The organism is Geminicoccus sp. (assembly GCF_036263595.1).
Classification (GTDB): domain Bacteria; phylum Pseudomonadota; class Alphaproteobacteria; order Geminicoccales; family Geminicoccaceae; genus Geminicoccus.
Genome location: NZ_DATAGQ010000142.1, coordinates 1 through 14,700, shown reverse-complemented (window position 1 = coordinate 14,700; position 14,700 = coordinate 1). Strand labels below are relative to the sequence as shown.

At 65.7% G+C, this 14,700-nt stretch carries 14 protein-coding genes; 10 read left to right on the top strand and 4 right to left on the bottom strand.

Translation table 11 applies throughout. From position 1 onward, the window contains the following. Positions 1–8 precede the first annotated feature (8 nt). Positions 9–218, top strand: a complete 210-nt coding sequence (locus VHL31_RS14175) for a hypothetical protein (protein ID WP_329661874.1) — start codon at positions 9–11, stop codon at positions 216–218. Positions 219–248: 30 nt separating this feature from the next. On the opposite strand, the gene VHL31_RS14170 is transcribed toward VHL31_RS14175, so the two are convergent. Next, positions 249–1,139: a dienelactone hydrolase family protein gene (locus VHL31_RS14170; RefSeq protein ID WP_329661873.1), complete on the bottom strand. Its 891-nt coding sequence runs from the start codon at positions 1,137–1,139 to the stop codon at positions 249–251. Positions 1,140–1,152: 13 nt separating this feature from the next. After that, positions 1,153–2,793, bottom strand: coding sequence for a PLP-dependent aminotransferase family protein (locus VHL31_RS14165; RefSeq protein ID WP_329661872.1), 1,641 nt, complete (start codon positions 2,791–2,793; stop codon positions 1,153–1,155). A 33-nt stretch (positions 2,794–2,826) separates the two neighbouring features. Between VHL31_RS14165 and VHL31_RS14160 the strand changes: the two genes are divergently transcribed. The 3 genes from VHL31_RS14160 (at position 2,827) to VHL31_RS14150 (ending at position 5,667) form a co-directional block, all read left to right on the top strand. Further along, positions 2,827–3,516, top strand: a complete 690-nt coding sequence (locus tag VHL31_RS14160; RefSeq protein WP_329661871.1) for a pyridoxamine 5'-phosphate oxidase family protein — start codon at positions 2,827–2,829, stop codon at positions 3,514–3,516. Positions 3,517–3,632: 116 nt separating this feature from the next. Then, on the top strand, positions 3,633–5,177 hold the full coding sequence (locus tag VHL31_RS14155; RefSeq protein WP_329661870.1) for an MFS transporter: 1,545 nt from the start codon (positions 3,633–3,635) through the stop codon (positions 5,175–5,177). Between the two features lie 91 nt (positions 5,178–5,268). Continuing rightward, a complete protein-coding gene (locus VHL31_RS14150; RefSeq protein WP_329661869.1) occupies positions 5,269–5,667 on the top strand; it encodes a RidA family protein in 399 nt (132 codons plus the stop codon). Between the two features lie 4 nt (positions 5,668–5,671). On the opposite strand, the gene VHL31_RS14145 is transcribed toward VHL31_RS14150, so the two are convergent. After that, positions 5,672–6,019, bottom strand: coding sequence for a hypothetical protein (locus tag VHL31_RS14145; RefSeq protein ID WP_329661868.1), 348 nt, complete (start codon positions 6,017–6,019; stop codon positions 5,672–5,674). Between VHL31_RS14145 and VHL31_RS14140 the strand changes: the two genes are divergently transcribed. From VHL31_RS14140 to VHL31_RS14115, 6 genes are all read left to right on the top strand, one after another. Next, a complete protein-coding gene (locus VHL31_RS14140; RefSeq protein WP_329661867.1) occupies positions 6,018–7,610 on the top strand; it encodes a catalase in 1,593 nt (530 codons plus the stop codon). The two genes, VHL31_RS14145 and VHL31_RS14140, sit on opposite strands and share 2 nt — an antisense overlap. Positions 7,611–8,188: 578 nt before the next feature. Next, positions 8,189–8,992 carry a glycosyltransferase family 2 protein gene (locus VHL31_RS14135; RefSeq protein ID WP_329661866.1) on the top strand — a complete coding sequence of 268 codons (804 nt, stop codon included), beginning with the start codon at positions 8,189–8,191 and terminating at the stop codon, positions 8,990–8,992. Next, complete coding sequence (locus VHL31_RS14130) at positions 8,989–10,209, top strand: glycosyltransferase family 4 protein (RefSeq protein ID WP_329661865.1); 1,221 nt, start codon at positions 8,989–8,991, stop codon at positions 10,207–10,209. Before VHL31_RS14135 ends, VHL31_RS14130 begins: the two co-directional genes overlap by 4 nt. Positions 10,210–10,262: 53 nt before the next feature. After that, on the top strand, positions 10,263–11,765 hold the full coding sequence (locus tag VHL31_RS14125) for a hypothetical protein (protein WP_329661864.1): 1,503 nt from the start codon (positions 10,263–10,265) through the stop codon (positions 11,763–11,765). Next, a complete protein-coding gene (locus tag VHL31_RS14120) occupies positions 11,762–12,823 on the top strand; it encodes an alginate lyase family protein (RefSeq protein ID WP_329661863.1) in 1,062 nt (353 codons plus the stop codon). The genes VHL31_RS14125 and VHL31_RS14120 overlap by 4 nt, the downstream gene beginning before the upstream one ends. Positions 12,824–12,831: 8 nt before the next feature. Then, entirely contained in the window at positions 12,832–14,010 is a 1,179-nt protein-coding gene (locus tag VHL31_RS14115; protein WP_329661862.1) for a glycosyltransferase, read from the top strand. Positions 14,011–14,025: 15 nt separating this feature from the next. On the opposite strand, the gene VHL31_RS14110 is transcribed toward VHL31_RS14115, so the two are convergent. Then, positions 14,026–14,700, bottom strand: a 675-nt coding sequence (locus tag VHL31_RS14110) for a glycosyltransferase (protein ID WP_329661861.1), incomplete at its 5' end; no start/stop codon positions are given.

The window sequence follows — 14,700 nt, the reverse complement described above, 5'->3', positions numbered from 1 at the left end:
CCGGCCTCTTGCGGGCGGACGCCGTCGGCATCGCGATCAGGCGGTCCGGCGAGTTCACGCACCAGGTCCAAGTCGCTGCATGGCGTTGCCGGAACTGCGGGGAGCGCAGCTTCTCCGAGGATGTGGTCGAGCGGGCCTTGGAAACGCTCGAGGAGCACACCGAGCCGGGCGACGAGATCGTCATCCTCGACGAAGGATCTGCCGCCGGCTCGGCCTGATCGGTCTCATGACCGATCAGGCCCGCTGGTTCAGGCGACGCCGTGCGCCTTGAACCAGGCCAGGGCGCGCTGCCAGGCATCCTTGGCGGCGTCTGCACTGTAGGACGTCCGGTAGTCGGCATAGAAGGCGTGGCCGGCTTCCGCATAGACGACGAACTCGGACCCCGAGGACCCGTTGTTCAGCACGGAGCGCATCTGCTCGACCGTCTCCAGCGGAATGCCCTGATCCTTGCCGCCATAGAGGCCGAGGACCGGCGTCGAGAGCGACGCCGCAATGTCGATCGGCTGTTTTGGCATGGTCGGCGTCGCGTCGCCCGCGAGCCGGCCGTACCAGGCGACGCCGGCCTTCACTTGCGGGTTGTGCGCCGCATAGAGCCAGGTGATGCGCCCACCCCAGCAGAAGCCGGTGATGCCCAGGCGGTCGGTGTCGGCCTGGCCGGACGCCTTGGCGAAGGCGACGGTGGCGTCGAGATCGGCCATGACTTGGCTGTCCGGGACCTTCGACACCACCTCGCTGATGATCTTCTGGATGTCGGTCATCGCGGCAACGTCGCCCTGCCGCGCATAGAGAGCTGGCGCGATCGCGTAGTAGCCGTTCTTGGCGAAGCGGCGGCAGACATCCTTGATGTGCTCGTGGACGCCGAAGATCTCCTGGACCACGAGCACGGTCGGGAACGGACCGCCCGTGGCTGGCATGGCATGATAGGCCGGGATCTGACCGTCCGGGACCGGGACATTCACTTCGCCCGTGGTCATTCCCTCGGTGTCGGTGTCGGTGTCGGTGTCGGTGGCGATGGTCGCGGCCGCGACCGGCGAGACGGCGGCGGCGAAGCCGGCAGCCAGCGTCGTCACGGCAAAGGCCCTTCGCCCGAGGTCGAGCCGCGGCTCCAGGCTGATGACATCGGAAGCGTACGCATTCATCTCGACCCTCTCGTCAGTTCGCCCAGCCTGCTGAACTAGCGCTGGACGGCCCGAATTCACGGCTCCCGCCAGATATTCCGCGCCGGAGCACAGTTGCCAGAAGGGTGATTGCTGCACGAATGGTGCCAGGCGTGAGCGCTGCGTAACCCAGCAGGAGGCCTGCCTCTCCAGCCCCCTCCGCGTAGTGCCGGGAGAGCGGGACCACGCTGATGCCAGCGCCAGCAGCGATGTGGGCGGCATGCTCATCATCAAACTCGCTGGCGGTAGTGCCGGACGGCCGTGCGATCAGGTGCATGCCGGCAGGATCGGCTGCCACCGTCAGCAGGCCTTCCAGATGTCGCCTCGCCTCGTCGACCAGCACAGCCTGTCGCTCCGCGTACAGGCGCCGCGTGCGCCGCAGATGGGCGGCGAAGTGGCCCTCGGTGACGAACCGGGCGAGGGCCGCCTGGCCAAGGCTGGTGGTGCTGGCGCCGTGGGCGACGAGCAGCCGCTCCGCGGCGGTGACGAGGGCCGCCGGCAGGATCAGGTAGCCCAGCCGGAGCGAGGGGAAGAGCACCTTGGAGAAGCTCCCGACATAGGCGACGCGGCCTGAGCGGTCCAAGGCCCGCAAAGGGGCGAGCGGCCGCCCGGCATAGCGGTACTCGCCGTCATAGTCGTCCTCGACGATCCAGCCATCGGCCGCCTCCGCCCACTGCAACAGCGCCAGGCGACGGGCCAGCGTCATGGTGACGCCCAGCGGATACTGGTGCGCCGGCGTCACCACGACCATCCGCGCCGCCGGCTCCCGGTCCAGGGCCGCGGCCACGGGGAAGCCGCCCTGGTCGACCCGGATGGGCACGGGCCGCAGCCCTGCGGCAGTCAAAGCGCCGAGGACACCGGCAAAGCCCGGCTCCTCGACCCAGACGGGCTCGCCGGGATCGAGCAGTAGGTGCGCCAGGAGAGACAAGGCCTCCCGGACGCCGCTCGTGACGACCACGGTCGCGGGATCGCAGGCGAAGCCGCGCGCCGAAGCGAGATAGGCTGCGATTGCGTGCCGCAGCCGGGCATCGCCGAACGGGTGCGGCGGCTCGGCACCGCCGCCCGGCGGATCGCGCCACTCCGCTTCCAGGAGCTTTGCCCACAGCTCGAATGGGAACGCATCGGGTGCTGGCCGGCCAAGGGCAAAGGCTCGTGGCTTGGCGGAGACGGGCATCAACCATGGAGAGGGAGACGGCCGGCCCAGCAGGGCCGCCGCGCGGCTCGAGAGCTTTGCCACGAGTGGGTGGTGGCCGGGCATGCTCTGGCCCAACCCCAATGCGGGCGCATGCAGCAGTTCTTCGGGCAGGTCGCGTGCGACGAAGGTGCCAGCTCCCGGATGCGTCTCGACATAGCCTTCGGCCGCCAACTGTTCGAGCGCCAGCAGGACCGTGCCGCGGGCACAGGCCAGGTGCTGGGCCAGGATCCGCGAGGAAGGGAGGCGGCGGCCGGCCGGCAGGCGTCGCTGCAGGATGGCCTGGCGCAGCTGCTCGCGGATCTGGACGTGCAGCGGCCCGTCCTCGTCCGGTGCGAGGGCCAGCTCGAACGGCAGGAGATCGCGGATGGTGCGGGTCGCCGTGAAACTGGTCCAGTCATGAAGGCCTGAACCGGTTCTTCCGCATGGTCCGGTTCTGGTCAATCTGCCTTGTGCCAATGACCGATGGAGGGGCCGATGACGCTCGTGACCGAAGAGCCCGATGACGATGTGCCATCAGGCGGCGCCGCCACCGAGCGGACACGTGTCCGCCGGTTTCCCAAGCGCGGCCATTACGACCGTGCGACGATCCATGCGGTCATCGATGCAGGCCTGCTCTGCCATGTCGGCTACGTGATCGACGGCCAGCCCTATGTGACGCCGACCATGCATTGGCGGGTAGGGGAGCATGTCTACTGGCACGGTTCGTCGGCCAGCAAGATGCTGCGGGCACAGAAGGCGGCGATCCCGGTCTGCGTGACGGTGAGCCTATTGGACGGCATCGTGTTCGCGCGTTCCGGCTTCAACCACTCGATCAACTATCGTTGCGTGATGGCCCTGGGCAGGGCGGAGTTGGTCGAGGACGAGACGGAGAAGCTGGAGACACTTGTAGCCTTCTCGGACCGGCTTGCCCCAGGCCGCTGGAGCGACCTGCGTCCACCGACCAAGCAGGAAATGAAGGCGACCACCGTCATGCGGGTGGACCTCGACGAGGCGGTCGCCAAGGTGAGGTCGGGTCCGCCCGGCGACGACGAGCCGGATTATGCCCTGCCGGTCTGGGCGGGAGTTCTGCCATTGTCGATGGCGGTCGGAACTCCGGTTGCCTGTCCACGGCTCGATCCAGCGACACCGGTGCCGGCCTGCTTCGAGTCGCTCGTCACTGGTTGATGGCCCGTGCGGGCGACGAATGGGTTGCATCAGCATTATTGATTAACCGAATGGTTTACAATCCGACCGACCTGCGCGATGGGAGGTGTTGGCGGATCAGGATCAGGCAGGAGAACATGAACGAGCGCGACAGCCAGAAGGCGACCCGCCGCGAGTGGATCGGGCTCGCCACACTGGCACTGCCCTGCCTGCTCTACTCGATGGACCTCACGGTGCTGAACCTGGCCGTGCCACAGCTGACGGCCGACCTGCGGCCCAGTGCTGCACAGCTCCTCTGGATCGTGGACATTTATGGCTTTCTCCTTGCCGGCTCCCTGCTCACCATGGGCACGCTCGGCGACCGGATCGGCCGCCGCAGGCTCCTGCTCATCGGTGCCGCTGCATTCGGCGCTGCCTCGACGCTGGCGGCCTTCGCCTGGAGTGCGGAGACCTTGATCATTGCGCGGGCCCTCCTGGGCATCGCCGGCGCCACCCTTGCACCTTCGACCCTGTCCCTGATCCGCAGCATGTTCCTGGATCCGCAGGAGCGGACGTTCGCCATCGGCGTCTGGATTGCCAGCTTCTCGGCTGGCGGTGCGATCGGTCCGGTCGTGGGCGGGCTGCTGCTGGCGCATTTCTGGTGGGGCTCGGTGTTCCTGGCAGCCGTCCCGGTGATGCTGATGCTGCTGGTGGTCGGCCCGTTGCTGCTGCCGGAGTTCAAGGACCCGCACGCCGGCCGGCTCGACCTCCCCAGTGCCGCCCTGTCGATGGTGGCCGTGCTGGCGGTGATCCATGGGATCAAGCGGATCGCCGAGCATGGGCTTGGCTGGTGGCCGCTCCTGGCGATCACAGTCGGCATCCTTGTCGGTGCCCTGTTCATCCGGCGGCAGCGCAGGCTGGCCGACCCGTTGATCGACCTCTCGCTGTTTCGCTCGGCAGCCTTCAGCGCGGCGCTGGCGACGAATCTGCTGGCCCTGTTCGTGGCCTTCGGCCTGTTCCTGTTCATCGCCCAGTACCTCCAGCTCGTGCTGGGCATGAGCCCGCTCGAGGCTGGCTTGTGGACCGCACCCTCGGGCCTGGCGTTCGTCGCTGGGTCGATGCTGGCGCCTGCAGCCGTGCGTTACCTGCCGCCGGCCCACGTGATCGCCGGCGGGCTGGTGATGTCGGCGCTGGGCTTTGCGATCCTCACCCAGATCGGCGGCTACCATAGCATCTGGGTACTGCTGGCTGGCCTCCTGCTGTTCTGCCTGGGGCTGGCACCGGTCGGCACGCTCACGACCGACCTGGTCATCGGCCTGGCGCCGCCGGAGCGGGCCGGTGCCGCGTCCGCCATTTCCGAGACGAGTTTCGAACTCGGCGGCGCGCTCGGCATCGCCGTGCTCGGAAGTGTCGTCACCGCTCTCTACCGCGGCACCATGGCCGCTGCCACGCCGACGGGCGTTCCTGCCGATGCGCTGGCGGCCGCCCGTGACACGCTGGGTGGCGCGCTTGTGGCCGCCAGTGAACTGCCGGGTCAGGCCGGTATCGACCTGCTGGCCCTGGCGCGGGAGGCGTTTACGCAGTCCATGGAATGGGCCGCCGGCTTGAGTGCTATCATCGCGGTTGGCACGGCCGTTTTGGCCGCCAGCCTTCTCCGTCGCTTGCCGCCGCCGGTGCCGGTAGCGGCCCACGCAGGATCCTGAGGACTCTTCCAGGTCCTCCCGCCCGATCCCTCTCGATTCATCCGGCGTGCCGTGCTCAGCATCGCCGGTCGAGCCAGCGGGAGCAATGGACGTGTCACGACAGTGGATTTCGTTTGGGACCGAGTTCGAGAAGCGCGCCGGCTATAGCCGTGCCTTGCGTGTGGGCAACCAGGTCTTTCTTTCCGGAACCACAGGCTACGACTACGCGACGGGCGAACTGCCGGAGAGCGTCGAGGATCAGACCCATCAGATCCTGCGCAATGCCACGCGGGCACTGGAAATGGCCGGGAGCAGCCTAAACGAGGTGGTGCGTACCCGAATCTACGTGACGGATCCCGCCTATTTCGACCGGGTCGTTCCTATCCTGGGCGTCGCGTTCGCAGCTATCCTCCCCGCCTCCACAGGTGTCGTCAGCCAGCTCTACAATGATGCCATCAAGATCGAGATCGAGATGGACGCCATCGTCGGCTCCGCAGCACCCAGTTCCTGACACATCAGAAGATCAGCGCGAACAGACCGATGACGACGAGTAGCCCGATCAAAAAAATCACTCCGACCGTTCCGCCAATGAACTTCAACATGATCCTCTTCCTCGGTATCGTGGTGGTGGATGCCTGTTTTCTGACAGTATTGTAACCAGCCATATAAATGCTGGTTCCGTGTTGTATGGCATGGCACTGACCGCTTTCCCCAGATGTGATCCGATGGAGGGAGCCCGTCCGGCCTTGCTTCGTTGAAGATGGAATCCTGTGGCGGGCGCTGTCCTTCGGGTTCTTTCGCCTTGCGATGGCCCCAGGAAGCCTGCCTGCCACCGTCTGTTCTGCCGAGGAGAAGATCTTCATGACCGACGACCGGAAGATTCTGACGACACGCCAGGGTCACCCCGTCCGCGATAATCAAAGCCTGCGAACCGTGGGCGAGCGGGGTCCGGCAACACTCGAGAACTACCAGTTCATCGAGAAAATCACCCATTTCGACCGCGAGCGCATCCCCGAGCGGGTCGTTCATGCCCGCGGGGCGGCCGCGCATGGCTGGTTCGAGGCCTATGGCAGGATCGGCGACGAACCAGCCAGCAAGTACACTCGCGCCCGCGTCTTGAACGAGACCGGCGTGAAGACGCCGATGTTTGTTCGCTTCTCCACCGTGATCGGCTCCAAGGACAGCCCGGAAACAGCACGCGATCCGCGCGGTTTCGCGGTCAAGTTCAAGACGCTGGAAGGCAACTGGGATCTGGTCGGCAACAACCTGAAGATCTTCTTCATCCGGGATGCGGTGAAATTCCCGGACATGATCCATGCCTTCAAGCCCGACCCGGTGACCAACCGGCAGGAGGCTTGGCGCTTCTACGACTTCGTCTCGCAGACGCCGGAAGCCCTTCACATGGTCACCTGGGTGAAGAGCCCCTGGGGCATCCCGGCCAGCTATCGCGAGATGGAGGGCTCGGGTGTCAACACCTACAAGCTCGTGAACGACCAGGGCGTCGCGCACCTGTGCAAGTTCCACTGGGTGCCCAAGCAGGGCGTGCGCAACCTGACGACCCAGCAGGCCGAGGAGATCCAGGCGAAGGAGGTCGGTCACGCGACCAAGGACCTCTACGACGCGATCGATAGCGGCAATTGTCCGGAATGGGAGTTCTGCGTCCAGCTGATGACGGACGACCCGCATGACGAGTTGGATTTCGACCCGCTCGACGACACGAAGCGCTGGCCCGAAGACCAGTTCCCGCTCCTGCCGGTCGGCCGGATGGTGCTGGACCGCAAGCCCGACAACTTCTTTGCGGAGGCCGAGCAGTCTGCTTTCGGGACGGGCGTGCTGGTCGACGGCATCGACTTCTCCGACGACAAGATGCTGCAGGGCCGGACGCTCTCCTATTCCGACACGCAGCGCTACCGGGTCGGTCCGAACTACCTGCAGCTGCCGGTGAACGCCCCGCAGGAAGGAGCCAGGGCGCATACCAACCAGCGCGATGGCCAGATGGCCTACCATGTCGACCAAGCCGGCCAGAACCCGCACGTGAACTATGAGCCGAGCACGCAGGGCGGTCTGAAGGAAGCGCCCAGGCCGCAGCATGAGTACCGGCAGCATATCGAGGGCTATCTCGGCCGCTACCAGACCACCCGAACCACCGATGACTACAAGCAGGCGGGCGACCGGTACCGGACCTTCCAGGACTGGGAGCGCGAGGACCTGATCGCCAACATGGTGGCAGACATGAAGGCCTGCCCGAAGGACATCGCCCTGCGCATGGTCTGGCACTGGTGGCACTGCGACGAAGACTACGGCCGCCGCGTCGCCGAGGGTGCCGGGATCGACCTGCAAGAGGCGCTGAAGCTGCCGCCCTTGCCGCACCATCCCGGGCCGAACCGGGCTCGCCCGAGAGAAACGTTCACCGACGGGAAGACGGTGGAGCAGGTGTCGCAGGCGGCAGAATAACCGCCGCTCCATCCGATCCGAAGAGCCGCTCCGAAAGGGGCGGCTTTTTTTACCCCTCAGCCCGTCAGGGCGGATCGATCTGGATGTTGAACCTGAGGTTATAGGTACTCTTGCCGGGTTCGCACGTCCTCGCTGCGCTATTCTACATGTCGTCCGTGGGCTACCTGGAGTTCCGGCAGCTCTCCTATATGGACGAAGCTATCGCCACCCACATGAACTTGCGGGCGATACCGATCACTTAGAAAAGAATAATAATCGTGCTGAGGCGATACTCTTTACTGTGATTCTAGTCAAATCCAATGAAATACTGTATAATATCCGACCTCCATTGCTAGTCCTGTCTTGTAGTCTTGGGCTTTTCGCAATCGGCCAGTCTCTCTGCTACTCCACAGCATCCATGTGCATGGCGTCGGTGCAACAACCTGTTCCTTTTGCTGAGGGAAGACGTCCGGAGTCCTTCAGAACTCTGCATGATCCGCTAAAACTTGACCGCCAAGAGCGCGATATGCATTTCCATCAAGAAACCGACGGTTGAAACGCCCTTGTCTTCAAACAAAAACTAGATGGAAGCCTGAGCGATGCAGCCGCCCGCGGTAAGTATCGTCATCCCGACTTTCAACAGCGCCGCCTACGTGGTCGACTGCCTGGAATCGGTGCTGGCGCAGAGCTTCTCCAACTTCGAGGCGATCGTCATCGACGACGGGTCCGACGACGAGACAGTGTCGGTCGTAAAGGCGTTCAGCGATCCGCGGATCAAGCTGATCGAACTGCCTGAGAACATCGGTCCTGCCGGCAGCCGGAATGCCGGGATCCATAGAGCTTCAGGGCGCTTTCTCGCATTTCTCGACAGCGACGACGTCTGGCATCCACGGAAGCTGGAGATCCAGCTGGCAGCCATGCTGCAGGGAGGGCACGACTTTACCTACACCCTCTACGACATCATCGACCAGGACGGCCGGCCCTATGCCAGGAGCGGGAGCCTTCCTTATCTCGCCACCTATGCGGACCTGCTGCCGCACTGCTTCATCCGCACGTCCAGCATCATCTACGACACCCTGGCGACCAGCGGGAAGATCTACTGCCCGGACATCAGGAAGCGGCAGGATTTCGGGCTGTTCCTCTCGATCCTCAAGAGGGTGTCGTCTGCCCATCTGATCGACCAGGTGCTCTGCTCCTATCGCGTCCGCGAGAACAGCGTGTCCAGCAACAAGCTGCTCAACATCGGCTACCAGTGGCAGGTCCTCTATGAGATCGAGCGTCTCGGGCTGGGACCTAGCAGCTACTACATGGTGCATTGGCTGATCCGCTCGGGAAGCGTGGCGGCCTATCGCCGCTGGCGAAAGGCCCTGTCCACGCTCGCACGCCGGCATGCCTGGGGATGATGCTGGCTGCCCTGCGTCAGGACATCACGCCGAACCACGACATCGTCGCGAATAGCGGGATCCGCAGGATCGCGATCGTCGTGGTGGGCGACGAGACCTACGGGGTGCAGCGCTTCGTGTGCTCCTTCATCCAGGCCCTGCGCGACGAGGGGATCGGGGTCGCTGTCATCGCGATGGAGCCCGGACCGATGCTGAGCGCCTGTCTGGCGGCCGGTGCCGAGGGCCATGCCTGCTCCGCAGGGGCGCCGCCGGACTTCGGCAAGCTCAAGGACGCAGTTCGGGTGGCGCAGTACACGACGCGCTCGGTACGCCTGCTCGCTGCTGCATTGAAGGAGGTACGTGCCCACGCGGTGCTCGTGCGCACCTCCTATCTGGTCGCGCTCGTCGCGGTCGCAGCGCGCATGGCCGGCACGGCAAGCTTCTGGCTGCTGCCCAACCTGGTGAGCGACCGCTACCCGCTCTCGCTCAACAAGCTGACTTACGACGTACTGATGCGCGCGTGCGGCATGCTGCCCATCGCCAACAGCCACCGCACGCAGGCCAGCCTCCTGAACCTGCTTGCACCGTCGCGCGTGGCCCATCTCGGCATCAACCCGGACGAGTTCGACCCGGCATCGGTCGTGCCTCTGAACAGGAAGGACATGGGCCTGGCCGACGGCGACGCGGTCGTCGGCGTCTTCGCCAGGCTGGTGCCGTTCAAGGGGCAGAAGCTCCTCGTGGAGGCCCTGGCCGCTCGCAAGGAGCGCTACCCCAACCTCAAGCTGCTCGTGTGCGGCGGTCCGACCACAGGTGACTACTTCCAGGAACTGAAGCGGACGATCGCCTATCATCGGCTGCACGACCGGGTCATTCTGACGGGGCAGGTCGCGGACGCACAGCGCCATTATGGCCTCTGCGATCTGGTTGCGAGCGTCCGGATCGACCCGGAGCCGTTCGGCCTGTCCGTGATCGAAGGCATGCTGATGGAAAAGCCGGTCCTGGTTCATGCGCTGGGCGGGCCGGCGGAAACAGTGGCGGACGGGGTGACAGGCTGGCATATCAAGGCACCTACGCTGGACAGGTTCGCGGCCGGGCTCGATGCAGCGCTGTCGGACCGGAGCCGATGGACCACGATGGGGCAGGACGCCAGGCTTCATGCTCTGGCTCAATATACTCACCGGGATGCTGCCCGCCGCATCCTCGCGATCATGTCGGAATGGACTGGAGGGGCCCGTTGAACGAGAGCGGCGCGGTTGCACGGGCCGGTGCGGAAAGGCGGGGGTGATACTCCGTGTCGATCACGCTCCCGCCGGAAGGCCATATCCTCAAATACGCCCCCTCGACTTGGCCGGCATCCTATCCACGTGTTCCCGCCGGCTGGATGAAGCGCCGGCGCGTCACGGTCGGCAGCCGCCTGCTGATCATGATGTTCCTCGTGATCCAGCTGGCCTCGATCCATGTCGGCCTGTCGTTCCGCTATGGCGGCCAGGAGGTCTTCCCGTTCGTCGGGTCGTTCCTGGCAGGCGTCATGCTGATCGTGCTCTGCCGGGGAACGATCAAGCTGAAGTCCATCCTCTGGCTGGTCTGCTTCTTCTGCCTGGCCTCGACGGTCACGCTCGGAAGCTACGCCCTGGCCGGGGTCCTGCCGAACGGGCTGGCGGAACGCACGCGTAGCCTCGCCGCCCTCGTCGCCGCCCTTGTGTCCGGCTACGGGATGTTCCTGGGCATCAGGGCGCTGGGACGCAAGAAGGCCGCCAAGGTCTTCCTGTTCATGTGGCTGTTCATCATCGTGTTCAGCTTTTTCGAGATCTATGGTGGCCTGCGCCCCTTGAGCGACGCGGTGCGCGCCGGCCTGCGTCCCGACCGGTGGCTCTACGAACTCGACCTGCGCGACGTCAGCCGCTACGGGGCAATCCGGCCGAAGGTCTTCGCGGCCGAGCCGTCGATCGTCGGCTACACGGCGAGCCTGTGCCTGGCCGGCTGGTTCGTGCTGGGGCTGCGCGACCGGGGCTGGTACCGATTGCTGCTGTTCATCCCGATGGTGGCGATCACCTGGTACTTCGTGCGCTCGCCCGCCATGCTCGCAGGCATCGGGGCGGCGCTGTTAGCGTTTCCGTTCCACGCCGTCGGCCGCAGGCATGCCCCGACCTTCCGCTGGGCACGCGGGATCTTCCACCCGATCGTGGCGACGCTGGTTCTCCTCTCTGTCGTGGTCGTCGCGATCGGTTCCACGGAACTCAGCGAGCGGCTTGCGGGCGAGTACAGCTTCTTCTCGACCGGCAGCTTCTTCATCCGGCAGGTCGCCCCATGGCTGGCCGAGCTGGAAGTTCTCCGTAGCCACCTGCTGCTCGGGGTGGGCGTCGGTGGCGACGATCTCCTCTATCCGCTTGTCGAGAAAGTCTATGTGGATCGCGGGGCCTTCATCCGGTTCCCCGAGCTGTTCGACATGCCGGTCGACGTGCTGGTCACCAACGCCTTCTTCTCCTACTGGCATGTGCTGGGGTTGCTGGGTGGCTTCGCCGGCGCGGTCTGCCTCTACTATTTCTGCATGAGCGTGCGCGCCCTGCCGCTGTTCGTGCTCGCCGCGTCCATGATCGGTGGTCATGCCATCGGGGGCATGAACAGCCCGCGTTTCTGGAGCCTGTTCTTCCTGTTCACCGCCGTGAGCTCGCTGGTGGCGCCGCGCTTTGCGACGGTGGTCCTGCAGGATGCTCCCGCCTATCGCCCGCCACCGTTGCCTCCGCCGCCCGACTCGATGCCGGAAACCCCGGAACTGACCGCTCTTTCGCGATGAGCAGGTCGGCGCTCGTCGGCATGTCCGCCTGGCTCGCCTGTTGCTGCTTTGGTGCGGCGGAGCCCTTGGCTCAGGCCCTGGCGTCACCGTTCGACGTCGCGAACCATGCCTTTCCCCGCGCTGCTGCCAAATCAGCGCCCTGTCCGGCGACTCCGGCGGTGGTGCGCGACCTCGATGCCATGGCCTACTACGCCGATCCCGCCGGCTCGCAGCCCGACGAGGCGAAGCGCCAGCGCAACCGCGAGATCGTCAAGCCGCTCAACGTCTTTACGGACCTCGTGCTCCAGCAGTCTGATCTGTTCATGGCGACCGGCTCGTCCGAGGCCGCAGGATGCGCGCTTGGTCTCCTGCAGGCCTGGGCCGAAGGCGGTGCGCTTGAAGGCGAGCTAACGACGCAGGGGCAGTTCCACCGCAACTGGTCGACCAACGCGTTCGCGACGGCCTTCCTGATCGTCCGGTCGGCACCCGGACTGGACACCGTGGCCAAGGAGGAAGTCCAGGACTGGCTGGCGCGCCTGTGCACACTGGACCAGACGCTGGCCGAACGGGTGAGCAACAATCACCTGCTCTGGTGTGCAGCCTCCTGCGCCACCGCCGGAATCGCGTCCGGCCGGAACGACCAGTTGGACTGGGCGATCGCCACGGCCGAGCAAGCCTTGGACGAGGTCACCGAGCAGGGCGTGCTACCGAGGGAAGCAGCACGGGGTGCCCGCGCCCTGGCCTACCACAACTTCGCCCTCGAGGCTCTGGTGGTGGTGGCGGAGATGGCCGGCGCCAATGGCCGCGATCTCTACAGGCACCATGACGAAGCGCTGCGCCGGCTGGCCAACTTCGTCATCCGCAACGCCGCGGATCCTGCTGAAGCCGCCGAGCTGGCGGGGGTGCCGCAGTCCTGGAGCGGGGCGACCAGCGGTCGGTTCGTCTGGGCGGAGCCATACTACCGGCGCTTCCGCGATCCCCGCCTGAAGGAGTTGCTCAAGCGACTCCGACCGATGCGCCATGCCTTCTTCGGCGGCAATGCGACGCTGATGTATGGCGTCCATCCGCTGGAAGGATGACGCTCCGCGTGCGCTATCTCTGGTTGACCCGCGTGATGCCATACCCGCCGCACAAGGCGGGCGACGTCAACTATTCCCGGGGCCTGATCGAGAACCTGGCGCATCTGGCGGACGTCGAAGTCCTCGGCCTGCGCACCGCGGCTGTCCAGGCGCCCGTATTGCCGGGAGTCAAGTGGACCGAGATGGACCATGCGCTCCCTTCCCAACAGGCGAGCGTCATGTCGTCCCTCCCGAACGTCGCACACCAGAACGTCTCGCGCGCCTTCCTTGCGAAGGCCGGCGCCATGGCCGCCGACGTCCAGGCCATCGTGATCGACAACATCGCGATGGCCTGGTGCGCAATCCCGCTCACGCGGATGCTGGGGCGCTCCCGGCCACCCGTGATCATGGTCAACCACAATTTCGAGACTGCCATGCGCCCTGGCTTGCGGGGGGCCACCTCCTCGCCAGCCATGAAGGCGGTGCTGGCCTGGGACGGGTGGAAGGCTGCCAGGCTGGAGCGGGCCGCGAACCGGGCCGTGGACGCCTACACGGCCATCACGCCCGCCGACCTCGATTCGTTTCGACGCCTGGCACCAGGCAAGCCAGCCCAGCTGCTGATGCCGGGCTATGATGGCCCGCGCGTTGCCCATCGGATCATCTCGTCCGGGACACCCAGGCGAGTTTCGATCATCGGCGGACGTGGCACCTTCTACAAGAAGATGATCCTCCATAACCTCCTCCAGGCCCTGCACACGGCCGGCATTGAGAGGCATGTGGCGGTCGATGTCGTCGGAGGCGGCCTCGAGGCCGACCTGCCGGCGCTGCGGACGCGCTTCCCCGGTTTCCACTTCACCGGCTTCGTGGACGACCTGCCAGCCTACATGCAGACGTCGCGGCTGGGCATCGTCGCCGACAGCATCGGCGGCGGTTTCAAGATCAGGGCGCTGAACCATGTCTTCCTGCGCCTGCCCATGCTGGCGCTCCGCGAAGCGTTGGAGGGCATGCAGTTGCGGCCTGGGATCGACTACGTTCCCGCAGTTGCGCTCCAGGAGCTGGCGAGCCGCCTTCTTACTGTGGTGGATGACCTTGACCTGCTAAATGCGACGCATAACGCCGCGTATGCGCGCTACGATCAAATGTTCGACTGGAGGGACCGGATGCGGGCGTTCCACAGCTTCGTGCAGGGCCTACGCCGGGCGGCCTGACCGGGGGCGGCTTCCTCAGGCACGGCGCGGCTCGCCGCCGCCCGCTACCCGCAGCACTTCCAGCATGGATGCGGCCCCCATCAGGCCGATCAACAGGCAGAGCTTGGCACGGACGCTCCAGGAATACCGGGATTCCCGCAGCGCGCGCTTGACCTGGGCACCGGTGATAAGGGCGTAGGTCCAAAGCCAGAAGAGCGGCGGACGGCCCGAACGGTCCCCCTTCATCCGCCCGCCGATGATGCGACGGCGCTTGCGGATCAGCTCGCCGATGCCCGTCCGTGCGGGATGGCTGACCAGCATGTCTGCAACATAGACGATGGCGTGGCCGGCTGCCCGCATCCTGCGGGCGCAGTCAGCATCGCCGCCTGATTTCAGCGTCGGATCGAAGCCACCCAGGGCCAGGAGGAGCGGCCTCGGGCTGACCCAGTTCGCGGTGACGCACATGCCGGACGCGACGTTGGCTTGCTGATCGAAGGCGAACAGGCGTTCGTACAGCTCGCTCACGCTCTGCATGCCGGAAGGACGCCCCGACAGCTCGATGCGCCCGGCCAGGATGCCAGCCTCCGGGTGCTCCGTCGCGGCCCTCGCAGCGGCCTGCAGCCAGGATCGATCGGGGACACAATCGGCATCAGTGAAGGCGACATAGTCGCCGCACGCACGTTCCAACCCACGGTTCCTGGCGCGATAGGA

Coding starts and splice junctions, on each gene's coding strand:
- VHL31_RS14170 (WP_329661873.1), bottom strand. CDS start 1,139: ATGAATGCGTACGCTTCCGATGTCATCAGCCTGGAGCCGCGGCTCGAC.
- VHL31_RS14160 (WP_329661871.1), top strand. CDS start 2,827: ATGACGCTCGTGACCGAAGAGCCCGATGACGATGTGCCATCAGGCGGC.
- VHL31_RS14155 (WP_329661870.1), top strand. CDS start 3,633: ATGAACGAGCGCGACAGCCAGAAGGCGACCCGCCGCGAGTGGATCGGG.
- VHL31_RS14140 (WP_329661867.1), top strand. CDS start 6,018: ATGACCGACGACCGGAAGATTCTGACGACACGCCAGGGTCACCCCGTC.
- VHL31_RS14145 (WP_329661868.1), bottom strand. CDS start 6,019: ATGAAGATCTTCTCCTCGGCAGAACAGACGGTGGCAGGCAGGCTTCCT.
- VHL31_RS14135 (WP_329661866.1), top strand. CDS start 8,189: ATGCAGCCGCCCGCGGTAAGTATCGTCATCCCGACTTTCAACAGCGCC.
- VHL31_RS14130 (WP_329661865.1), top strand. CDS start 8,989: ATGATGCTGGCTGCCCTGCGTCAGGACATCACGCCGAACCACGACATC.
- VHL31_RS14120 (WP_329661863.1), top strand. CDS start 11,762: ATGAGCAGGTCGGCGCTCGTCGGCATGTCCGCCTGGCTCGCCTGTTGC.